21 protein-coding genes and 1 pseudogene are annotated in these 20,741 nt (G+C 46.5%); 13 read left to right on the top strand and 9 right to left on the bottom strand.

Features of this window, described 5'->3' with window-relative positions:
• Positions 1-86: 86 nt before the first annotated feature.
• From JGK22_RS33275 to JGK22_RS33270, 3 genes are read left to right on the top strand one after another with little or no spacing between them, the layout of a single operon-like run.
• On the top strand, positions 87-284 hold the full coding sequence (locus JGK22_RS33275; RefSeq protein WP_366025676.1) for a helix-turn-helix domain-containing protein: 198 nt from the start codon (positions 87-89) through the stop codon (positions 282-284).
• Complete coding sequence (locus JGK22_RS13200; RefSeq protein ID WP_366025674.1) at positions 194-1,024, top strand: transposase; 831 nt, start codon at positions 194-196, stop codon at positions 1,022-1,024. Before JGK22_RS33275 ends, JGK22_RS13200 begins: the two co-directional genes overlap by 91 nt.
• Positions 1,025-1,036: 12 nt before the next feature.
• Entirely contained in the window at positions 1,037-1,240 is a 204-nt protein-coding gene (locus tag JGK22_RS33270) for a zinc ribbon domain-containing protein (protein ID WP_325315276.1), read from the top strand.
• 30 nt (positions 1,241-1,270) lie between these two features.
• On the opposite strand, the pseudogene JGK22_RS13195 reads toward JGK22_RS33270, so the two are convergent.
• The 3 genes and pseudogenes from JGK22_RS13195 to JGK22_RS13185 form a co-directional block, all read right to left on the bottom strand.
• Positions 1,271-1,510 (bottom strand): annotated as a pseudogene (locus JGK22_RS13195) (D-aminoacyl-tRNA deacylase); the annotation flags it as partial.
• A gap of 263 nt (positions 1,511-1,773) precedes the next feature.
• Positions 1,774-2,940: a GTP-binding protein gene (locus JGK22_RS13190; protein ID WP_293195892.1), complete on the bottom strand. Its 1,167-nt coding sequence runs from the start codon at positions 2,938-2,940 to the stop codon at positions 1,774-1,776.
• A 667-nt stretch (positions 2,941-3,607) separates the two neighbouring features.
• Positions 3,608-4,009: a fasciclin domain-containing protein gene (locus JGK22_RS13185; protein WP_293185555.1), complete on the bottom strand. Its 402-nt coding sequence runs from the start codon at positions 4,007-4,009 to the stop codon at positions 3,608-3,610.
• Between the two features lie 417 nt (positions 4,010-4,426).
• Between JGK22_RS13185 and JGK22_RS13180 the strand changes: the two genes are divergently transcribed.
• Together JGK22_RS13180 and JGK22_RS13175 are read left to right on the top strand one after the other, a co-directional pair.
• Positions 4,427-5,332: a ferritin-like domain-containing protein gene (locus tag JGK22_RS13180; RefSeq protein ID WP_293185554.1), complete on the top strand. Its 906-nt coding sequence runs from the start codon at positions 4,427-4,429 to the stop codon at positions 5,330-5,332.
• A 203-nt stretch (positions 5,333-5,535) separates the two neighbouring features.
• A complete protein-coding gene (locus JGK22_RS13175) occupies positions 5,536-6,039 on the top strand; it encodes a YbjN domain-containing protein (protein ID WP_293176532.1) in 504 nt (167 codons plus the stop codon).
• A gap of 188 nt (positions 6,040-6,227) precedes the next feature.
• On the opposite strand, the gene JGK22_RS13170 is transcribed toward JGK22_RS13175, so the two are convergent.
• Positions 6,228-6,686, bottom strand: a complete 459-nt coding sequence (locus JGK22_RS13170) for a divergent PAP2 family protein (protein WP_293176530.1) — start codon at positions 6,684-6,686, stop codon at positions 6,228-6,230.
• 14 nt (positions 6,687-6,700) lie between these two features.
• Entirely contained in the window at positions 6,701-7,630 is a 930-nt protein-coding gene (crtE, locus tag JGK22_RS13165; protein ID WP_293176548.1) for a geranylgeranyl diphosphate synthase CrtE, read from the bottom strand.
• A 452-nt stretch (positions 7,631-8,082) separates the two neighbouring features.
• Here crtE and JGK22_RS13160 point away from each other — a divergent pair, with 452 nt between their 5' ends.
• The 3 genes from JGK22_RS13160 to JGK22_RS13150 all read left to right on the top strand — a co-directional run bounded on the left by JGK22_RS13160 (position 8,083) and on the right by JGK22_RS13150 (position 13,739).
• On the top strand, positions 8,083-10,350 hold the full coding sequence (locus JGK22_RS13160) for a family 2 encapsulin nanocompartment cargo protein terpene cyclase (protein WP_293313008.1): 2,268 nt from the start codon (positions 8,083-8,085) through the stop codon (positions 10,348-10,350).
• 155 nt (positions 10,351-10,505) lie between these two features.
• On the top strand, positions 10,506-11,915 hold the full coding sequence (locus JGK22_RS13155; protein ID WP_293313007.1) for a family 2B encapsulin nanocompartment shell protein: 1,410 nt from the start codon (positions 10,506-10,508) through the stop codon (positions 11,913-11,915).
• Positions 11,916-12,332: 417 nt separating this feature from the next.
• A complete protein-coding gene (locus tag JGK22_RS13150) occupies positions 12,333-13,739 on the top strand; it encodes a family 2B encapsulin nanocompartment shell protein (RefSeq protein WP_293313005.1) in 1,407 nt (468 codons plus the stop codon).
• An 89-nt stretch (positions 13,740-13,828) separates the two neighbouring features.
• On the opposite strand, the gene JGK22_RS13145 is transcribed toward JGK22_RS13150, so the two are convergent.
• Entirely contained in the window at positions 13,829-14,716 is an 888-nt protein-coding gene (locus tag JGK22_RS13145) for a LysR family transcriptional regulator (RefSeq protein WP_293189543.1), read from the bottom strand.
• Positions 14,717-14,827: 111 nt separating this feature from the next.
• Between JGK22_RS13145 and JGK22_RS13140 the strand changes: the two genes are divergently transcribed.
• Positions 14,828-15,316, top strand: coding sequence for a GNAT family N-acetyltransferase (locus tag JGK22_RS13140; protein ID WP_293176520.1), 489 nt, complete (start codon positions 14,828-14,830; stop codon positions 15,314-15,316).
• Between the two features lie 23 nt (positions 15,317-15,339).
• A complete protein-coding gene (locus JGK22_RS13135; protein WP_293176546.1) occupies positions 15,340-16,170 on the top strand; it encodes a class I SAM-dependent methyltransferase in 831 nt (276 codons plus the stop codon).
• Positions 16,171-16,473: 303 nt separating this feature from the next.
• Here the strand turns inward: JGK22_RS13135 and folD are convergent, their stop codons facing one another.
• On the bottom strand, positions 16,474-17,349 hold the full coding sequence (gene folD, locus JGK22_RS13130; protein WP_293176518.1) for a bifunctional methylenetetrahydrofolate dehydrogenase/methenyltetrahydrofolate cyclohydrolase FolD: 876 nt from the start codon (positions 17,347-17,349) through the stop codon (positions 16,474-16,476).
• A gap of 153 nt (positions 17,350-17,502) precedes the next feature.
• On the opposite strand from folD, the gene JGK22_RS13125 reads away from it, so the two are divergent.
• Positions 17,503-17,934: a DNA-binding protein gene (locus tag JGK22_RS13125; protein WP_293176516.1), complete on the top strand. Its 432-nt coding sequence runs from the start codon at positions 17,503-17,505 to the stop codon at positions 17,932-17,934.
• 341 nt (positions 17,935-18,275) lie between these two features.
• On the opposite strand, the gene JGK22_RS13120 is transcribed toward JGK22_RS13125, so the two are convergent.
• The gene (locus JGK22_RS13120) at positions 18,276-18,413 is read right to left on the bottom strand and encodes a hypothetical protein (protein ID WP_293189541.1); all 138 of its coding nucleotides are present in this window, start codon (positions 18,411-18,413) and stop codon (positions 18,276-18,278) included.
• On the opposite strand from JGK22_RS13120, the gene JGK22_RS13115 reads away from it, so the two are divergent.
• Positions 18,399-18,821, top strand: a complete 423-nt coding sequence (locus tag JGK22_RS13115; RefSeq protein ID WP_293176512.1) for an NUDIX hydrolase — start codon at positions 18,399-18,401, stop codon at positions 18,819-18,821. The genes JGK22_RS13120 and JGK22_RS13115 overlap by 15 nt on opposite strands.
• A 317-nt stretch (positions 18,822-19,138) precedes the next feature.
• Here the strand turns inward: JGK22_RS13115 and JGK22_RS13110 are convergent, their stop codons facing one another.
• On the bottom strand, positions 19,139-19,687 hold the full coding sequence (locus tag JGK22_RS13110; RefSeq protein ID WP_293176510.1) for a 3-isopropylmalate dehydratase: 549 nt from the start codon (positions 19,685-19,687) through the stop codon (positions 19,139-19,141).
• Positions 19,688-19,865: 178 nt separating this feature from the next.
• Here JGK22_RS13110 and JGK22_RS13105 point away from each other — a divergent pair, with 178 nt between their 5' ends.
• On the top strand, positions 19,866-20,735 hold the full coding sequence (locus JGK22_RS13105) for a hypothetical protein (RefSeq protein WP_293176508.1): 870 nt from the start codon (positions 19,866-19,868) through the stop codon (positions 20,733-20,735).
• Positions 20,736-20,741: the final 6 nt, after the last annotated feature.

The following is a 20,741-nucleotide window of genomic DNA, read 5'->3' as shown; positions in this document are numbered from 1 at the left end:
AAGCGGTTATATAAGCTGTCAGTCATACCTCATCTTTTTGATAAAGGCTATAGCAGTATAATAGAGTAAATAAATAGCCAGTAAAAATGAAAGCAAGGTATCAATTCCGTTTCTATCCCAGCAACCAACAGCAACAGAGTTTAGCTCAGTTGTTTGGTTGTGTGCGGGTAGTGTGGAATGATGCTTTAGCCGTTTGCAAACAATCCGAAAAAAACCGAAATCGGCAAACCTTCTTCATCAGGTTATCACTCAAGCCAAACAAACTGAGGAAAGAGCATGGTTGAGTGAAGTCTCAAATATTGCACTACAGCAATCTGTAGCAGATTTGGAGACAGCCTTTAAGAATTTTTTTGAGTCATGCAAGGGAAAAAGAAAAGGGCGCAAAGTCGGTTATCCAAAGTTCAAAAAACGCACGAATAGCCAGTCTGCCCGGTTTACTCGCGGAGGCTTCTCAATCAAAGAAGATGGGGTTTATTTAGCTAAAATTGGTATTGTTAAGCCAATTTGGTCGAGAGCACTGCCGTCAGTTCCTAGCTCTGTCACAATCATCAATGATTGTGCTAACCGCTACTTCCTGAGCTTTGTTGTAGAGATAAATCCCGATATAGTCGAAGCTAAAAAACACAGCATCGATTTGGGTATTAAAACCTTTGCAGCAATGAGCGACGGAACATCAGCTAAAAGTCCAAGCTACAAACAGTTAGACCGAAAAAATCGCAGATTGCAACGCAAGTTGGCAAGGCAGCCCAAGGACTCAAAGCGCCGAAACAAAACTCGCATTCAGATTGCTAAATTACACAACCAAATGGGGGATACCCGTAAAGACTTTCTGCACAAACTATCGACCAAAGTTGTTAGTGAGAATCAAACTATTATTTTGGAAGATTTGAATGTGTCGGGTCTGGTCAAAAATCGGAAACTTGCCAGAGTAATTAGTCAGCAAGGATGGTACGAGTTTAGAGCTTTATGTGAGGCTAAATCTGAAAAGTTTGGCAGAGAATTCAGGGTAATTAGTCGCTCTTAACCAACTAGCCAAGTGTGCTCAGATTGCGGGTTTAAGTGGGGTAAAATAGACCTATCTGTTCGTTCGCTAGTGTGCCTTAATTGTGGTACTCAGCAAGACAGGGATTTAAACGCTGCGAGAAATATAGAAAAAGTCGGGATAGGGCATTGCCACGACTCTAAATGTACGCAGAGAGAAGGTAAGACCACGAAGGAGGCACATCTCGATGAAGCGTAAAGAATCCCCGCGCGTTTACGCCGGGGAGTATGTCAAAACCAGCAACTCGCCGCCGATGTCTTGTACGGACTTGTCCCAGCGCCCGCCGTCGCTGGCCGAGTCGGGAAACAAACGCAATTATAGGCATTTCCGAGCCATCCAGTCGAGTTCTGCTTCGGTGTCGGTGTCCGCAATACCTACAAGCAAGTTGAGTCCGCAGCCAATTTTGCCGATAATTTTACCGTTAACTTGGACTTGAGATGATTTGACTCGCTGGATGATGACTCGCATGGGAAATCTCAAACAGTCCTGGACATATATAGGGATAAATTCTTAGGTACGTAGTTGCGCTTCAGCGCTCTTTCCGATATCCCAAAAAGAGCGCTTGGATTTTAAGAGCGCTTAAGCGCAACTACGTACCTGGATTTTAAGAGCGCTTAAGCGCAACTACGTACCTGGATTTTAAGAGCGCTTAAGCGCAACTACATACCTGGATTTTAAGAGCGCTTAAGCGCAACTACGTACCTGGATTTAATGTGACAGTTGCGTCCAGGTTAGTTTTTTCCGAATCCTTTGCCGCGATTGGGTGCAGGCATACAGAGACAGTTTTCGATTTGCGATCGCAAAGTCTCGGTATCCAAACCCTGACCGATCAGAACAAGTTGGTTTTTTGGCTCACCTTTCCACTGATCGTCATCCATTGAAAATCGCTTGCCGCTCAAGTGGAAAATATGCCGTTTCGGACTTTCTTCAAACCACATAATCCCTTTCGCGCGAAACACGTTTGTTGGCATTTGGTGGTCTAAGAAATATTGAAATTTCCTCAGAGAAAACGGCTTGTCGCTTTGGAAAGAAATTGAGGTAAATCCGTCATTGTCTAAATGGCCGGAGTGGTCGTGATGGGCATGATCGTGATGATCGTGATGATCGTGATGATCGTGATGGTCGTGATGATCGTGATGATCGTGATGATCGTGATCGTGATGACCGTGATCGTGATGGTCGTGATCGTGATGACCGTGATCGTGATGGTCGTGACTGCTAGCAGTTTCCTCAGATTGAAAATATTTGTCAGATTCAAACAATCCGACGCTGAGGACTAAAGGTAAGGGAACTTGCGATTTTACCGTTCGCAAAATTCGAGCGCCTTCTTTGATATCGCGAATCTTAACTTCCAACAAATCTAAATCTGCTTCTTCAACCAAATCTGTTTTGTTGAGAATAATAATATCGCCGTAAGCTATTTGACTGTAGGCTGCTTCTGAGTTGAACAAATCTAAGCTGTAGTTGGCTGCGTCTACTACTGTAACTATTGAATCTAGACGGGTCATGTCGCGCAGTTCTGTGCCTAAAAAAGTCAGAGCTACTGGCAGCGGGTCGGCGAGTCCGGTGGTCTCGACTACTAGATAGTCGAGCTTTTCTTGACGTTCTAAAACTTTGTAAACTGCATTAACCAAATCTTCGTTAATTGTGCAGCAGATGCAGCCGTTGTTCAGCTCAACCATGTTGTCGTCTGTAGTGACAATCAGTTCGTTGTCGATGCCGATTTCACCAAATTCATTGACTAAAACTGCTGTTTTCAAACCTTGCTGGTTGGTCAGGATGTGGTTGAGCAGGGTTGTTTTGCCGCTGCCGAGAAATCCTGTAATGATTGTAACGGGCAATCCGTGTTTGGGAGCGTCCATCGCCGTTTCTGTCTCGGACTGAGTTGTAGATTGCATAACTTGACTGTCAAATAATGTCGATCGCACTTTCCTTGTGGTTCTTATTGTATCTTATTTAAGCTCAGCCCCCATCAACCCGGTTTCTGGGAGAAATTTTGGGTTTCGCGGCATGGCATCTACGCATCAACCGCAAATAAGCTTCAGAGTACGAATGCTATTGGCTTACAGCCTGTTTTTCCGGTAAATCCAGCGGCGACAAATTTGGGGCAGACAATCGCTTCGTGCGATCGACCAATTCCCCCTGCTCTATGATGGTTTTTGCGATCGCGCTGCTTCATTCAGTTGACCGCTTGACAGCTTGTCGTGAGCGAAGTCGAAGGGTTGACCGCTTGACAGTTGATAGCGACATCTACCTGGAAGTCCGAGGATTGGAGTAATGAATAGTCTGATTTTAATTTCTCCTTAAAAGGGTTCCGGCTTTTAACCAATTCTTGGGTGCATCTGGTTTTTGAAGAGGGCGAAGCATGACCGCATATAAGTTATTAGTTATAATCTCATATTGATTTCGGTCATGCTTCGCCCCTACAAACATATTTACCAAAGTGAGATGCACCCCAATTCTTTATGGTAAGATATTTATTTTTAACTATCAATTAAAATCGGGCGGTGGCTAACAACAGCCACCGCCCTCAAGATAGTATTATTGCACTATCTAAATCTGTGCTTACGCAGGAAGCAAGACTGTATCGATGATGTGGATGACGCCATTATCAGCAGCAACATCGGCTGTGGTAACGGTAGAATCATTGATTTTGACGCCATTGGAAGCATCAATTTTCACTTCTGAACCTTCAACTGTTTTGGCAGATTTCAGCTTGACTACATCAGCAGCCATAACTTTGCCAGCAACGACATGATAAGTCAAGATTTTTGTGAGCTTAGGAATGTCCTTAAGCAGTGCTTCTACAGTACCTGCGGGAAGCTTAGCAAAAGCTTCGTCTGTGGGTGCGAAAACTGTGAAGGGCCCGGTGCCTTTGAGAGTATCGACTAAACCAGCAGCTTTGACGGCAGCAACCAGAGTTGTAAAAGAGCCTGCCGAAACGGCGGTATCAACGATGTCAGCCAAGTGAGTCACCTAGGTTTTGTCTTCCATAAATCAATATAACGCTTAAAAGTTAATTTAGCTACCTAAATTTTTCTTTTATTTATTCAGTTATTCTGATATAAATAGCAAAATATTCTTCTAGAAATAACTTATAAAATACCTGTCTAAAGGTAGATAAAAATATCGAAATTTTATTGTATTTTAATGCAAAACAACCTGTTCCTAAATACATTGGTAAGCCGATCGCGAATCGTGCGATCGCCCAGGCGCAGTATGAAATGTAAACGCAGAGCGATCGACATAAATAACTGAGCTGGCAAAACCTTCAAGATCGATCTTTGCCAAAAGCGCACACAAAGTTTCTGCCTGCTGAGGTCATTGGTATCCTAAAAACTGCGTTACACTTATACAGGTATCTTTACAAAACAACATACAAACATGACAGTTGCCTATCCCCGCAAGCTTCGCAACGGCATGGGAGCGCGCGAGATTTTAAGTCAAGTGGTGCGCGATCGCGAAATCCACTTGATTACCCTCAACCGCTACCGCTACAGCGAACAGCGCAGTTGCAAAGACCTCACCGACTTGATCGAGCAGCTAGACGGCGAACCGGCCGAACTCGTGCGGGATCTTTCCCGGCATATCTCGGACGAAGCGCGACACGCCATGTGGCTTACAGACTTGCTCGCAGACATCGGCGAGAAGGTGGGAACGCCGCCAGGAGTCTCCTACATTGACGAATTTGAAAGGTTGCTCGACAGCGACCAAAAAGACCCTACCAAAGACCGCGAAGATTTTGTAATTTCTTCCCTAGCGGCGATTAACGTCACCGAGAAGCGGGGATGCGAGTATTTCTCAGCGCACATCCACGCCCTCAAAAATGCTCCTCAAACCGACGAAAACGTCAAAATCCGCGAAACCATCGAAAAGATTTTTCCCGAAGAAGCTGGTCACGTCCGCTGGGGCAACCGCTGGCTGGGTAAAATTGCTGCGAAGAGCCCGGCACACCGCGAGAAGGTGGAACAGGCGAAACGCAAGTATGCAGCGATCGAACAAGCAGCATTTGCATCGGGAATGGATATCATGCTGGGAGCAGAACTGCGTCGCGTCACCCGTCTCGTGGACATTGCCAACACGATGCCGATGTGGGAACGCCCACAATACCTGATGGAACGCTTGCCAGCCACTCTGCTCGCCCCCGATTTGCAAATGACCAGAGTCGATGTAGCTCAGCGGGCCTGGAACCGAGATCCGCAAGCATTTGTGGAGAAATTTGTGCCGATGTTCCTCAATGGATTAAAACCGATTGAGAAGAAGCCCGCGGCTGCTAAGCCCAAGGCTTAGATACAGGTGAGGGAGAGCTCAGGATATGGGTTCCCAGGCTGTGCCTGGGAACCAGTCATTATTTAAGTCATACCGAATTCTTTAATGTAAAATCCAAAACCTAAAATCCAAAATCCTATAAGTCCTATTTTGCTAAGTCCTGAAGAGGAAGTAAACTGTATTGGTAAAGATTATTGGAACACTTTTCCGTTTAAATATTAATCATGACTAACAGCGAGCCAAACCCACAAACACCTTCCGCAGAAAGCCTCTCTAGCGAAAGCGCGATCGCCTCCGAGCAGGTCGAAAAAGCCACAGCAGTGAGCTATGCCGAAGAAATTGAAACTGTGATTGCCAGCATGGCTGTAGACCAAAAAGTGATGGTCGGTCAAAATGAAGCTGGCGGACATCTTTGGAAATTCAAGTACGGGAGCGTTGAAGTGTTCGTGCAACTCACGGGCGAAACCGAAAATGATACTTTAACTGTTTGGGCTTTTGTGCTTCAGTTGCCGGCAAAGAATGAAGCTGAATTAATGCGGAAACTGCTAGAAATGAATTGGCTGGCTACTTTAGAATCTCATTTTGCGATCGTTGACAACCAAGTTGCCGTAATATCAACTCGGACGATCGCCGAAATCTCTGCTGGGGAAATGTCACGCGCTATTACTATTGTAGCCACCATCGCCGATGACAACGATGACTTGCTGCAAGCAGAATTTGGTAATTAGTCATTAGTCATTAGTCATTAGTCATTGGTCATTAGTCATTAGTCATTGGTCATTGGTCATTGGTCATTAGTCATTGGTAATTTGAACCAACTGTCAACTGTCAACTGTCAACTGTCAACTGTCAACTGTCAACTGTCAACTGTCAACTGTCAACTGTCAACTGTCAACTGTTAACTAATGACTAATGACTAATATGCAGGCCCTGCGATCCAAGAAATCGCGATTCCCAGCCCCAAACCGACGAACACTTGAAAAGGAGTGTGTCCCAGCAACTCTTTCAGGCGAGCCTCATTAAAGTTGTGGTCTTCCTCAAAAAACTCGTCGATAATTTGGTTGAGGATTTGAGCTTGTTTCCCTGCTGCTTGGCGGACTCCAGCAGCGTCGTACATGACAATAATTGCAAAGATGGCTGCGATCGCAAATTCTGGACTTTCCCATCCCATCGTTTGTCCGACTCCCGCAGCCAAAGCGCCCACAAAAGATGAGTGAGAGCTGGGCATTCCGCCCGTTGTTACCAAATACCGCAGATTAAACTTACGATTTTTGATTAATTCGATCGGCAATTTAATGATTTGAGCCGACAGACAAGCGATCAAAGCAACTATCAGTACATGATTGTGTAAGATGCCGCTGCAAATTTCCTGCATATTCTTTAGTATTTCTAGTTACTGCGGCTGGTAATAAAATCGGCGATTCCCAATAAAGGCTGGGCTTTACTTCCAAACACTGCCAATTGAGCCTTAGCATCAGCAACAAGCTCTTTGGCTTGGCGCCGAGACTCCTCAATTCCCCACAAACTCGGATAAGTCACCTTTCCGGCTTGAACATCTTTGCCAGCGGTTTTGCCCAATTCTTCTTGAGTAGCAGTAATATCCAGAATGTCATCAATTATCTGGAAAGCCAGCCCAATATTTTTAGCAAAACGCGAAAGCCGCTGCAAATCCGCAGCAGAAGCCCCAGCCAGAATTCCCCCACAAACCACGCAGGCTTCTAACAGCGCGCCGGTTTTGTGAGCGTGAATGTAGGTCAAAGTTTCTATAGAAACATCTTTCAATCCTTCCGATTCCAGGTCAAGTACCTGACCGCCTACGAGTCCAGCAGCGCCGGACGCGCGCGCCAAATGGGCGATCGTCTGCAACACCTGTAGGGGGGGTACGTTCTCAGTTTTAGTGGCGATAAATTCAAAGGCATAGCTCAACAAACCATCGCCAGCCAAAATTGCGATGTCTTCGCCGTAGACTTTGTGGTTAGTCAGTTTGCCGCGCCGATAGTCATCATTGTCCATTGCCGGCAAATCGTCGTGAATTAGCGACATGGTGTGGATCATTTCCAAAGCGCAAGCTGTGGGCATTGCCATTTGGGAAGTGCCACCGGCGATTTCGCACCCAGCCAGACACAGGATCGGACGTAGCCGTTTGCCCCCTGCTAGCAGTGAGTAGCGCATGGCTTCGTAAATTTTCTCTGGGTAGATGACCTGGATCGCACCGTCGAGAGCTACCTCGATCGCCTTTTTTTGTTCGACTAGGTAAGTAGATAAGTCGAAAGCGGATTCCGGTTGAGACGAATCCATTTCTGTTGCTGCAAATACCATCCCTTGCTCTCTTGTACTGAATGTGACGAAAGGATACTGTGAGTTGTTTTGGTCGATCGCGCCGACTTTTAGGGGGGCGATCGCTCGAAATCTGAGACTCAATTTAATCATTTTACGGGTGTTGTTGCACAGAAACTTATTAGTGTGGATGTCAAGGATTTAGTTTTGCTTGAGGGTTGGGATATGAAGTTGTTGACACCGGAACAGATTCGGGACTGAATCTGCTTTTCTGAGCAGTCAAGAGATGTGCGATCGATCGCTCTGCTTCACCAAACTATTTTGTTAAATTTTATTGAGTCGAGCGCTACCGTGGATATGAACTAGCCTACTGTACAATCACAAACCACATATTGGACTTGGCTAGGCCGACGAGAGCGATCGCCAACCGCCACAACTCAGCCGTTGGTCGGCAAAAATACCAATAAGACTCAACAGAAGGTTACACGCCGATTATGCAACCATTTAAATTGCCAGAATTTTATATGCCTTGGCCGGCGCGGCTGAACCCTAATCTGGAAGCCGCGCGAGTTCATTCCAAAGCATGGGCTTACGAGATGGGGATACTTGGCTCAAAAGAAGAAGCCCAAGGCCAGCCTATTTGGGACGAACGCAAATTCGATGCCCATGACTACGCCTTGCTTTGCTCCTATACCCATCCAGACGCACCAGCAACGGAACTAGACTTAGTAACCGACTGGTATGTGTGGGTATTCTTTTTTGACGACCACTTTCTGGAAATCTACAAGCGTAGTCAAGACATGGTTGGGGCGAAGGAATACCTCGATCGACTGCCAGCATTTATGCCGATCTACCCTAACGACACCCCTCCCGTTCCCACCAACCCAGTAGAGCGGGGCTTGGCAAACCTGTGGTCTCGCACCGCCTTTACTAAGTCTGTGGAATGGCGGCAACGATTCTTTGAGAGTACCAAAAACCTCTTGGATGAGTCGATGTGGGAACTTGACAATATCAACCAAAATCGAATTGCCAACCCCATCGAATACATTGAGATGCGGCGTAAAGTTGGCGGCGCACCCTGGTCTGCGGATCTGGTGGAACACGCCGCGTTTGTAGAAGTTCCGGCCAAAATTGCCGCAACTCGACCAATGCGGGTCTTGAAAGAAACATTTGCCGATGGAGTACATCTACGCAACGACCTATTCTCCTATCAAAGAGAAGTAGAAGATGAAGGCGAGAACTCGAACTGTGTATTGGTCTTAGAACGCTTCCTCAATGTGAGTACCCAAGAGGCGGCTAACCTCACCAATGAACTGCTGAACTCACGGTTATATCAGTTTGATAATACTGCTGTCACCGAGTTACCTTCCCTGTTTGAGGAGTACGGAGTAGATCCAGTAGAGCGTGCCCATGTTCTCCTTTATATCAAAGGACTTCAGGACTGGCAGTCGGGCGGTCACGAGTGGCATATGCGATCGAGCCGCTATATGAACAAACAGGAAGCGGATAATTCTGCCACACCTACGATTCTGGGTGGGCCTACTGGACTAGGCACATCGGCGGCGCGGCTTGAGTCGTTATACGCCAACTTGGGTTTAGGAAGGTTCAAGAGCTTTACTCACGTTCCCTACCAGGCTGTAGGGCCAGTGAAATTGCCCAATTTTTATATGCCCTTCTCTACTACTTTGAATCCCAATCTGGATGCCGCGCGGAATCATTCTCAGGAATGGGCGCGCCGGATGGGGATGCTGGACTCACTACCTGGCATTCCTGATGCTTTCATCTGGAATGACCACAAGTTTGATGTTGCTGATGTAGCCCTATGCGGTGCGTGGATACATCCGAATGGGTCTGAGCATGAGCTAAATTTAACAGCTTGCTGGCTGGTTTGGGGAACCTATGCCGATGATTACTTCCCAGCACTCTACGGGAATAACCGCGACATGGCTGGCGCGAAAGTGTTCAACGCCCGACTGTCGGCGTTTATGCCTCTCGACGACTCCACCCCCCCAGCGGTGCCGACTAATCCGGTGGAACGTGGCTTGGCAGATATTTGGTCTCGAACTGCTGGCCCGATGTCTGCTAATGCGCGGACTGAGTTCCGCCGTGCGATCCAGGATATGACTGACAGTTGGGTGTGGGAACTTGCCAATCAAACTCAAAATCGGATTCCAGACCCGATCGACTATATTGAAATGCGCCGTAAGACGTTTGGTTCGGATTTGACAATGAGCTTGTCTCGACTAGCCCAGGGCGGCGAGATACCAATGGAGATTTACTACAGCCGGCCAATGCGATCGCTGGAAAATTCCGCGGCCGACTTTGCCTGTTTCACTAACGATATCTTCTCCTACCAGAAAGAAATCGAATTTGAAGGGGAAATCCATAATATCGTACTGGTTGTGCAGAATTTCCTCAACTGCGATATAATCCAGGCTGTCGAGATTGTGAACAATCTGATGACCGCGCGGGCGCAACAGTTTCAACACATTGTCGCCACCGAACTGCCAGCCCTTTTTGAGGATTTCAACCTGGATGAAAGCACTCGCGAGAAACTGCTTGCATATGTCGAGAAACTAGAACAATGGATGTGTGGCGTACTCAAGTGGCATACGAAAGTAGACCGCTATAAAGAGTTTGAATTGCGTAATAGTGCTTCGCCAATAGTGCGACTGCTCAACGGGCCCACAGGGTTTGGCACTTCGGCAGCACACATCAAATCTTTGGTCGGTGCAAGCAGTTTTTTGGCCAATAATCGGTAAATTTGAATCGAATTGTATCTTTTTGTCAAAGATACGATTTGATTGTCTCTTTTTACAAGATAATCTGTCTTGCTAACTTAGGTTTTTCTCGATCGCCCTTCGGTGAAGTAAAACCAAGTTGTTTTTTGAGTAACTAGAAAGTGAAGAATTAAGTTATGACCTATTCCAATGATTCGGGTTCAGATGTTGAGAATCAACAACCTCAGTTGAGTTTAAGTACAGCAGCAGCCCGTAATTTGGCGACGACCACCAAATCTGCACCGCAGATGCAGGAAATTACCTCACGGTGGTTGTTGAAACTGTTGCCGTGGGTGCAAACAAAGGGTGGCGTATATCGAGTTAACCGTCGTTTAAGTTATACCGTAGGTGATGGAAGAGTCTCTTTCACCAACACTGGCGCAACTGTACAAGTAATTCCCCAAGAACTTACTGAGTTGCCATTGCTCAGAGGGTTTGAGGACACAGAAGTTTTAACTGCGTTGGCCAACCAGTTTGTGCAGGAAGAGTACGCCGCCGGGGACACGATCGTTGAAATAGGTCAAGCAGCCGATCGAGTATTATTGATCGCCCGTGGTAAAGTTAACAAGATTGGTCTTGGCAAGTATGACGAGCAGGTTGTTTTAGATGTACTCGCTGATGGCGATCGTTTCGGTGATGAATCTCTAGTAGAATCTCAAGACACCTGGCAGTATACCCTCAAAGCTCTTACCAGATGTATCGTATTAGCATTACCTCAACAGGCGTTTGAGCAAATCCTTAACCAGTCCGAAGCTTTACAAAATCAGGTCGATAAGTTCCGATCCCTCCTCAGCCAGCCACAAACTACTGAAGGTGAAGCTGCTATTAATGTATCTGCCGGTCATCGCGGCGAGACTGAGTTGCCTGGTACTTTCGTTGATTACGATCTCTCACCCCGCCAATATGATTTGAGCATTGCCCAAACCGTGTTGCGGATCAGTACCAGGGTAGCCGATCTGTACAATGAACCAATGAATCAGACCGAGCAACAATTGCGTCTGACTGTTGAGGCATTACGGGAACGTCAAGAACACGAAATGATCAACAACCCCGAATTTGGGTTGCTGCATAACGCTGACCTCAAACAACGCATCTACAGCAGCAGTGGCGCACCTACGCCGGACGACATGGACGAATTGCTGGCTACGGTATGGAAAGACCCAGGCTTCTTCCTGGCTCATCCTCGCACGATCGCAGCCTTTGCTCGCGAGTGTAACCGCATAGGCATTTATCCACAAAGCATTGACATGGGCGGCCACCAAGTTCCGGCTTGGCGTGGTGTACCGATCTTTCCCTGCAACAAGATCCCCATCACAAATACCCGCACCAGTTCTATCCTCTTACTCCGCACTGGTCTTGAAAAACAAGGCGTTATCGGTTTACATCAAACTGGTATCCCTGACGAATATCAACCTAGCTTGTCTGTCCGCTTCATGGGCATCAGCGAAAAGGCAATTATGTCTTATCTCGTCACAGCTTACTACTCCGCAGCCGTCCTAGTTCCTGACGCCCTCGGCATCCTCGAAGATGTAGAAGTCGGTCGTTAATTAGACCTCGACCATATTTATTGTGGAACAGGCATCCTGCCTGTTCAAAACTTGCTTTTCCAATAATTATTGTTCCAATAATTATTGTGGAACAGGCATCCTGCCTGTTCAAAACTTGCTTTTCCAATAATTATTGTGGAACAGGCATCCTGCCTGTTCAAAACTTGCTTTTTTGGAGAGGTCTAAGAGGTCTATTGGTGCTGAGAGGTTAAGGCAAATGATTTTTGTCGATCGGTAATTACGCTCTATTTTAAGCGTTAAATCCAGTAGACTTCTCTCAAAAAGCTTGTCTGGAACAGGCAAGATGCCTGTTCCACAATAATTATGGGAGATGTCTAGTAATTATTGACAAAACAATTGCCTTAACCTCTCACCTATTAGAGCGGGTATTTTTGTTAGTAAGTAAAGGATGAGGTAATGACATATTCTAATGATTCGAGTTTGGAAGTTGAAGGTCAGCAACCTCAACTGAGTTTAGGTACAGCCGCAGCCCGTAATTTGGCGACGACAACCAAATCTGCACCGCAAATGCAGGAAATTACCTCGCGGTGGTTGTTGAAGATGTTGCCATGGGTGCAGATAAAAGGTGGTAATTATCGGGTGAACCGTCGTTTAACCTATACCGTGGGTGATGGGAGAATTACTTTCACCAATACAGGTGCAAATATTGAGGTAATTCCTCAAGAACTGACCGAATTACCCTTATTGCGAGGTTTTGATGATGTTGAAGTCTTAACAGCTTTAGCTAGTCGCTTCGTACAACAGGAGTTTGCTTCTGGTGACATTATTGTACAATCAGGTCAACCAGTCGATCGGCTTTTCCTGATCGCTCATGGTAAAGTTAATAAATTTGGTCTTCCCAAATATGAAGAAGAACCTTTATTGGGCGCGTTAGCTGATGGGGATCATTTTGGCGATGAGGTTTTAGTAGCGTCTCAAAGCAATTGGAAGTTTACGGTTAAAGCTGTGACTCGATGCACAGTATTAAGCTTACCACAACAAGCGTTTAGGGAAATTCTGAACCAGTCGGCGGCTTTGCAGACTCAGATCGATCGAGCCGTAACTCGCGCACAATTACCACAGAATAAGCAGGGTGAAGCCACCATTGCTTTATCTTCAGGACATACTGGAGAAACTCAATTACCAGGGACTTTCGTTGACTACGAACTTTCTCCCCGCGAATATGAGTTAAGTATTGCCCAAACTGTGTTAAGGATCAATACTCGCGTCGCTGATTTGTATAATGAACCAATGAATCAGATGGAACAACAATTACGTCTGACGATTGAGGCATTACGGGAACGTCAAGAATATGAATTGATCAATAACCGTGAATTTGGTTTACTGCACAATGCCGATCTTAAACAGCGTCTTCACCCCCGCACTGGTGCGCCTACTCCTGATGACTTAGATGAATTGCTTACTCGCCGCAGAAAGTCGAAGTTCTTCCTAGCTCATCCTCGCACTATTGCAGCCTTCGGTCGCCAGTGTAACCGCCTCGGTATCTATCCACAAAACATCGACATGGACGGAAGTAAAGTTATTGCTTGGCGCGGTGTACCTCTTCTTCCTTGTAATAAGATACCCATCACCAAAAACCAAACCAGTTCTATTCTTGTGCTGCGTACTGGTGAGGAAGATCAGGGCGTGATCGGTTTACAGCAAACGGGGATAGCTGACGAATACCAACCAGGCCTATCTGTTAGATTTATGGGTATTAGTGAAAAGGCGATTATGTCTTACCTTGTTACTGCATATTACTCCGCAGCCGTGCTAGTACCTGACGCACTTGGTATCGTTGAAGATGTTGAAATCGGGCGTTAGGAGAGATTTCGGTTGGGACTAATCGATCGGCGATCGAGGTCGATCGCGCCGACTTTTACGGTGGCGATCGATCGGTACGACTCTAATCCCTAATATTGAAGACTTGACAAGTCTCTGGCTGTCTGCAAAAACCGCTGCACCGCTGGCGTGGGATTGTCGCGCCAAATTAGAGCAATTGAGACGATCGGACTTGGTTCTTGTAAATGTTTGTAAACAACCCCAGTGCGCTGGAAGTTTTGCATCGATGCGGGGACGATCGCCACCCCCATCTCGGCGGCTACCAAGCTGATAATTGTCTGCATTTGAATCGCTTCTTGACCGGCGATCGGGCTAAAACCTTCTTGCAGACACAGACTGACGATCGGATCGTACAATCCTGGAGCTAGGGAACGGGGAAATAGTATGAAAGGTTCGGCAGAAAGTTCGCGCAATTCTACAACAGCGCGATCGGCTAAATAATGCGTTTCTGGCAGCGCCACGATCAGAGGTTCTCGAAAAACGATTTCGGAATTTATGCCATCTTCCTCGATCGGAGGGCGCACGAAGCCGATATCAATGCGCCCGAACCGCAGTCGCTGCAATTGTTCGTTAGTTGTGAGTTCGTGCAGTTCGAGCTTGACGGCGGGACACCGAGTGCGAAACGCCTGCAAGATGGCTGGAACTACATTGTGCGCGGCGGAACTCACAAAGCCTACAGTGAGTTGGCCGAGTTCCCCGCGGCTGGTTTGTTTGCCAAGTTGAATAGCGCGATCGACTTGTAGCAGAATTTTCTGTGATTCCTCAAAAAAAACCTGTCCGGCTTCCGTTAGCACAACTGTCCGCTTGGTGCGACGAAAAAGTTGAAAGCCCAACTCTGCCTCCAAATGCTGAATTTGTTGACTTAGCGGAGGTTGAGCCATGTGCAATCTTTCCGCTGCACGAGTGAAATTCAGTTCCTCTGCAACGGCAATAAAGTAACGCAAATGTCGCAGTTCCATAGCTTCCCAATCATTAATATTTTAAAAGTATAAGTTATTAGCTAAAAAGATATTGGACATTGATGATGGCATTTAATACAGTAATTAATAGGTGAGATTGAGAATTAAACAATGGTTAATTTGGATATTAAAATCAGAGAAGCAGAACTTGGAGATTTAGAACTAATTCTGACTTTTATCGCGCAAAAAAGCGAGTTCGATGGAGCTAAAAATCTGTTGGCAGCAACAGCCGATAAATTGCAACAAGCGTTATTTTGTCAGTCTCCGCTAGTGCGGGTAGTATTGGCTGAAGTTGCAGGCACTGCTGTAGGATTTGCGATGTTTTATGCTACCTATTCAAGTTTGTTGGCGCAGCCTTGTCTGTGGCTTGATGATTTATTTGTGCAAGCTCCCATGCGCGGTATGGGAGTGGGTACAGCTTTGTTGAAACATTTGGCACAAATTGCTGAATCCACAAATTGCGGGCGAATTGAATGGACTGTTAATGCTAAAAATTCAGCGGGAGTTGCTTTTTATGAGAAGCAGGGAGCGCGGATTTTGGAAAATATTAGGGTTTGCAGGATTGATGAAAATGCGATCGCGGAACTCGCTAGCAAATGATTCGCTCGCTTTTGTGAAGGAGGATTTTTTTATTAACCGCAGAGAACACAGAGAACACAGAGAGAGAAGAAAGGTTTAGAGTAGTTATGATGACACAAGATTCTTGGAATACGGATCTCTACGAACAGCAACACGCTTTTGTTTGGCAATACGGCGAATCGCTCTTAGAATTACTGGCTCCGCAGGCGGGAGAAGGAATTCTGGATTTGGGCTGCGGTACGGGACAGTTAACTGCAAAGATTGCTGAAAGTGGTGCTTTTGTGCAAGGTATTGATTCTTCTTTGGCGATGATTTCCACTGCTAAATCAAATTATCCTCACATTAACTTTGTGGCGGCGGATGCGAGGAATTTTCAAGTGGAAGAGCCGTTAGATGCTGTGTTTTCTAATGCGGTTTTGCACTGGATAAAACAACCGGATGCTGCGATCGCTTGCGTGGAAAAAGCGCTGAAGCCGGGAGGGCGTTTTGTGGCTGAGTTTGGCGGTAAGGGGAATGTGGGGGCGATCGCCCGCGCGCTTTTGAATGTTTTGTCGGAAATTGGCTGCGAGGAGCCCCAATCGCTTAATCCTTGGTATTTTCCGAGTATCGGCGAGTATGCTCTGCTGCTGGAAAACCACGGTTTTGATGTGAGTTATGCGGTTTTGTTCGATCGCCCGACTCCCCTAGAAGGCGGCAGCGCTGGTATGGTAAATTGGATCGAGATGTTTGCAGGCGGGTTTTTGTCGGGTTTGTCGCCGTTCGTGCGATCGCGCGCAATTAAACAAGTTGAAGAACGTTTGCGGCCCGCTCTTTACCGCGATGGTAATTGGAGTGCAGATTATCGCCGAATTCGCGTTGTTGCTGTCAAGAAATAGTCGGCATTACCCAAATTAGCCGGAATTATCTCAGTAGGAACCGCTCATTTTTGTAAAAAGCATTTGGGTACATCTGGGTTTGGAAAATATTTTTGTAGGGGCGAAGCATGACCTCCGTCAATATGAGATTATAACGAATAACTTATATGCGGTCATGCTTCGCCCTCTTCACAAGTTAGATGTACCGAAAGCATTTTCTGATTTTATTCCTGTATCCGCTCCTGCTTCTGCAATCAAAAGAGCGGATACAGCAATCTCATGTCAAGGCAAAACTGCACATTTCTGCTATGATTCGCGCGCTCGTCAAACCATCTTTTTCGTATAACTAGAAACTGTATTTTCCAACAACATAGCAACAGTCATCGGCCCGATTCCTCCCGGCACCGGCGTAATCGCTCCGGCTACTGTTTTCACAGCATTAAAATCTACATCTCCGGCCAAACGGCTAGTACCATCTGGATTGACGACGCGGTTAATGCCAACATCAATTACTACTGCTCCCGGTTTTACCATATTAGCTGCAATCATTTCGGTGCGGCCGACGGCGGCAATTAAAATATCGGCTTGGCTGGTAATTGATTCTAGGTTTTGCGATCGCGAATGAGCTACAGTAACAGTGCAATCGGCTTCTAACAGCATCAGCGCCATCGGTTTACCCACCAAAATACTGCGGCCCAAAACAACAGCATTTTTTCCTTTCAAATCAATCTGGTATTCCTGCAATAACCGCATCACTCCGGCGGGAGTACAACTCCGCAAACCTTGCTCACCCCGTACCAAGCTACCTAAATTTACCGGGTGAAGTCCGTCAGCATCTTTGTCAGGTGCAATTTGGTACAGCAGCGAAATTGCGTCTAGGTTTTCTGGTAGCGGAAGTTGTACTAAAATGCCGTCTACTCGATCGTCCTCGTTGAGTGCATGAATTGCAAGTTCGAGTTCCGCTTGAGTCACGTTTGCTGGATAATGCTGGCCAAAGGAAGCTATGCCAACTTTAGCGCAGGCTCGCTCTTTGTTGCGGACGTAAGCCGCGCTGGCTGGGTTGTCTCCCACCATCAGCACCGCAAGTCCCGGAGGACGCCCAATCTGGGGTTGTAGGGCGCGGACTTTTTCGCTCAGTTCGCTTTGAATCTTTGTCGCTAAAGCTTTGCCATCTAGTATTTGAGCAGTTTTGGCATCCATTGTAGACTCTAGGTTAGGGGCTGACGAGTTTAAATTTTAGCTTAACTGCCGTCAAGGACTACAAAGCGAGAAATTTCTGACTCGCGATCGACTCTGAGGATTCTGTTACAGTAAGTCGTATCTCACAATCTCAAATATCAAATCCTTTGACAAATGACTACTATAATTCAGCAAGTTTGGATTCAAAGATACTCCATAGGCTCTTTATTGCTAATACTGACTAGCGGTTTGCTCAGTTGTGGCAATGTACCCATGTCTCAACTCAATCTCGGTTTGAATGTTGCTAGCATTGGCGACATTCAACAAAAGCGGCAAGTTGATGGTGAAGTTTATCTCCGAGGGAAGGTGGAAAATCGCGCTCCGTTTGTGGGGAATGCGGCTTATCAAATTCAAGACGGTACTGGTAAGATTTGGATTTTAACTAAGCAAGCTTTGCCCAAGCTTGGCGATGAAGTGTTGCTCAAGGGAGAAGTCCGCTTTAAGAGTATCACCGTGAAGGAATTGGCAGGGAAGGATTTAGGTGAAGTTTATATTGAGGAAATGGAACAATTAAACCGCACTCCAGCGGCTGATAAAGCAAAATAGCTACACGCTAATTTTTTTTCAATAATTAAGTACCTGTATTTCATGAAAATCCAAGGTATGTAGTTGCGCTTGGGCGCTTTGGCTTTGGTTATTGGTGATGAAATGCGATCGCGTTTACGAGCTCTTTCGTTTATATTACAGATTGGGTGAAACAAAGTTTTGACTGGGCTTGTTTATGAGCTTGTTCGTTTTTATTACAAATTTGGGTGAACCCGTCTCTAGTCAAAATTCTTCCCTCTTCCTTCTTCCTTCTTCCTTCTCGGTGCATTTCACTTTTGAAGAGAAGAGGGCGAAGCATGACCGCATATAAGTTATTAGCTATCATCTCATATTGATTGCGGTCATGCTTCGCCCCTACACACATATTTGCCAAACGCCAAACTGAGATGCACCCCTTCCCTCTTCCTTCTTTTCTCTTCCTTCTTCCTTCTTCCCTCTTCCTTCTTCCTTCTTCCTTCTTCCTTATGACTAAAATTCACGTTGCGATCGCCATTTTACACAAAGACGGCAAATTTCTCTGCCAGTTGCGGGACGATGTTCCTCATATCAGGTATCCCGGACATTGGGCTTTGTTTGGCGGACACTTGGAACCGGGAGAAACTGCCGAAGTGGCTCTGCTGCGCGAGTTACTAGAGGAAATTTCCTGGGTTCCTGCAAGTGCCTCTTTTTTCTGTCGCGATGTCGAAGGAGATATTGTGCGCCATGTTTTTCACTCACAACTTACTGCGGATGTCAACGATTTAGTTTTGCACGAGGGTTGGGATATGCAGTTGTTGACAGTGCAGGATATTCGGGCTGGTAAATGCTATTCTGAAAAGTCTGGAGATGTACGACCTTTTGGCATTCCTCACCAGCGGATTTTATTGAATTTTATTGAGTCGATTTGATATTCTATTAATAGACCTCTTGCAAAAGTCCTTTTAATCATATTTTGGGACGGGCTAGAAGCCCATCCCACAAGAAAAAAAAATTGTGGGATGGGCTTCTAGCCCGTCCTAAATATTTTTGCAAGAAGTCTAATGATTTGTAAGGTGCTTGTGGCGCACCCTACATTAGACCTCCTGCGAAAGTATTTTATCGATCCTTTAACAGTCGCCATTTCAGCCATTATTAACTAATAATAAAAGATTGGCCAGACATACTGGTAATTATCGGTTTTGTCGATTAGGTGAGGACTTTCGCAGGAGGTCTATTAACTTAGCAGTTAAGAGCGAGCAGCAATCATTCCCGTTTGCCGTGCGTAGGCAAACAGCCCTCCGGCATCAATCACCGGCCCGACATCTCCTAAAGGCTTGAGGGAGTAAGTGAGATTTTGAGTGTGGTTGATAATTTTATCGCCCGCAAAGTCGATCGTCACTTCTTGGCCTGTTACAAATAGGTCGCAAAGTCGATCGACCGATTCGATCGGATACAATTCGCCAGTCGCCGAGCAATTGCGAAAGAAAATCCGCGCGTAAGACAAGGCTACCACCGCTGTGACGCCCGCAGCCCCCAGAGCGATCGGAGCGTGCTCCCGCGAAGAACCGCAACCAAAATTTTCGCCCGCAATGATAATCGGATACCGGGTTTTGGTTTCGCCGGCTTCCATAAACTTGCCGTAGCGATCGGGCAACCCAATCATCGCATAACTGCCTAGTTTCTCGTACTCGTCCGGCTTCGAGGGAACCAAGGTCAGGTATTCGGCTGGGATAATTTGATCTGTATCGATGTTGTCATCTAGAACAAAAATTTGACCGCTAATTACTTTACCCATAGTTTATTTCCTGTTGTCTCGCTCAATTCTGTGGCGATCGTGTTAAGTGGGATCGGTATGCAAGATTTGCATCTGTTCATTTTAACCTGGCACTGTCAGTGATAACGTGTATAGATAAAAATTAGATCCGAGACTTTGGATTAAAAATTAACAGATTGCGAAGCGTCAAAATAGTGTTATGGCGAATCAAATAGATGACATTGCTCGGCAAGCTCGCGAGGGCTCCGTTGCATCGATTATTCAAATCCTTAACGACAAACTGGCACACGTAGGTGTCAGAGCTAGAGCCGTGTTTGCTTCTGGGATACTGCAACTGCTGTGCGAAGCTGCAACACCCCAACTGCTCGAACAGTCTAGTTTGGTCGATCGCATCCGAGAAATTTTGGAGAATCTCTCGCCCCGCAATATTCGCCGAGTCAACATCAACACCCGGCTGGTGCGAGAACACCAACTGCTGTGGCTCGAAGAAATTAGCCGCGATCCAGAAAATCAATTGCTGTGGTCCCAAGAAATTAAACTCAGAAAGCCAAATTTGTTCAAGCGTTTGGCCGCCGCCCATCACGAACGCCAAGCTGAAGAGCGGGCTTTGCCCAGAATCGCTGCTCCTCGATCGATGCAGCAACCGCGGCAATTTAAGCGCGGTATCGTCGGCGGCGTCAGCTTGAGCGTGTTGTTGCTGGTTGCGGTGGCCGCCATCTACAAAGGACTCAATTCCCCAGTGCCAAACAGCACAGCCGCCACCACCCAAGCAGTTGCCAGTCCCAGTTCCTCAGAAGCAACACCTGCTGTCAAAACTTCTAAGGAAAATCCTAATTCTGCTGTTGACTCTTTTTCCCAAGCAGTGCGGGTGGCAGAGCAAGCAGCCACCCAGGGCAAAACCGCTCAATCTCGCGAAAATTGGTTAGTAGTGGCCGCTAAGTGGCAGCAAGCTTCGGATTTGATGGCCGCCGTATCCCCAAATCATCCCCGCTCTGCAACGGCTGTTAACCGGACGGTACTTTATCGCCAAAATAGCGATCGAGCCCAACAGGAAGCACAAAATAAGTAAGCAGGG

This window comes from Microcoleus sp. PH2017_08_TRC_O_A, from assembly GCF_020738665.1.
GTDB lineage: Bacteria > Cyanobacteriota > Cyanobacteriia > Cyanobacteriales > Microcoleaceae > Microcoleus.
This window is presented reverse-complemented; position numbering and strand designations above follow the sequence as displayed.

Coding starts and splice junctions, on each gene's coding strand:
- JGK22_RS33275 (WP_366025676.1), top strand. CDS start 87: ATGAAAGCAAGGTATCAATTCCGTTTCTATCCCAGCAACCAACAGCAA.
- JGK22_RS13190 (WP_293195892.1), bottom strand. CDS start 2,940: ATGCAATCTACAACTCAGTCCGAGACAGAAACGGCGATGGACGCTCCC.
- JGK22_RS13180 (WP_293185554.1), top strand. CDS start 4,427: ATGACAGTTGCCTATCCCCGCAAGCTTCGCAACGGCATGGGAGCGCGC.
- JGK22_RS13175 (WP_293176532.1), top strand. CDS start 5,536: ATGACTAACAGCGAGCCAAACCCACAAACACCTTCCGCAGAAAGCCTC.
- JGK22_RS13170 (WP_293176530.1), bottom strand. CDS start 6,686: ATGCAGGAAATTTGCAGCGGCATCTTACACAATCATGTACTGATAGTT.
- crtE (WP_293176548.1), bottom strand. CDS start 7,630: ATGGTATTTGCAGCAACAGAAATGGATTCGTCTCAACCGGAATCCGCT.
- JGK22_RS13160 (WP_293313008.1), top strand. CDS start 8,083: ATGCAACCATTTAAATTGCCAGAATTTTATATGCCTTGGCCGGCGCGG.
- JGK22_RS13155 (WP_293313007.1), top strand. CDS start 10,506: ATGACCTATTCCAATGATTCGGGTTCAGATGTTGAGAATCAACAACCT.
- JGK22_RS13150 (WP_293313005.1), top strand. CDS start 12,333: ATGACATATTCTAATGATTCGAGTTTGGAAGTTGAAGGTCAGCAACCT.
- JGK22_RS13145 (WP_293189543.1), bottom strand. CDS start 14,716: ATGGAACTGCGACATTTGCGTTACTTTATTGCCGTTGCAGAGGAACTG.
- JGK22_RS13140 (WP_293176520.1), top strand. CDS start 14,828: ATGGTTAATTTGGATATTAAAATCAGAGAAGCAGAACTTGGAGATTTA.
- folD (WP_293176518.1), bottom strand. CDS start 17,349: ATGGATGCCAAAACTGCTCAAATACTAGATGGCAAAGCTTTAGCGACA.
- JGK22_RS13125 (WP_293176516.1), top strand. CDS start 17,503: ATGACTACTATAATTCAGCAAGTTTGGATTCAAAGATACTCCATAGGC.
- JGK22_RS13115 (WP_293176512.1), top strand. CDS start 18,399: ATGACTAAAATTCACGTTGCGATCGCCATTTTACACAAAGACGGCAAA.
- JGK22_RS13110 (WP_293176510.1), bottom strand. CDS start 19,687: ATGGGTAAAGTAATTAGCGGTCAAATTTTTGTTCTAGATGACAACATC.
- JGK22_RS13105 (WP_293176508.1), top strand. CDS start 19,866: ATGGCGAATCAAATAGATGACATTGCTCGGCAAGCTCGCGAGGGCTCC.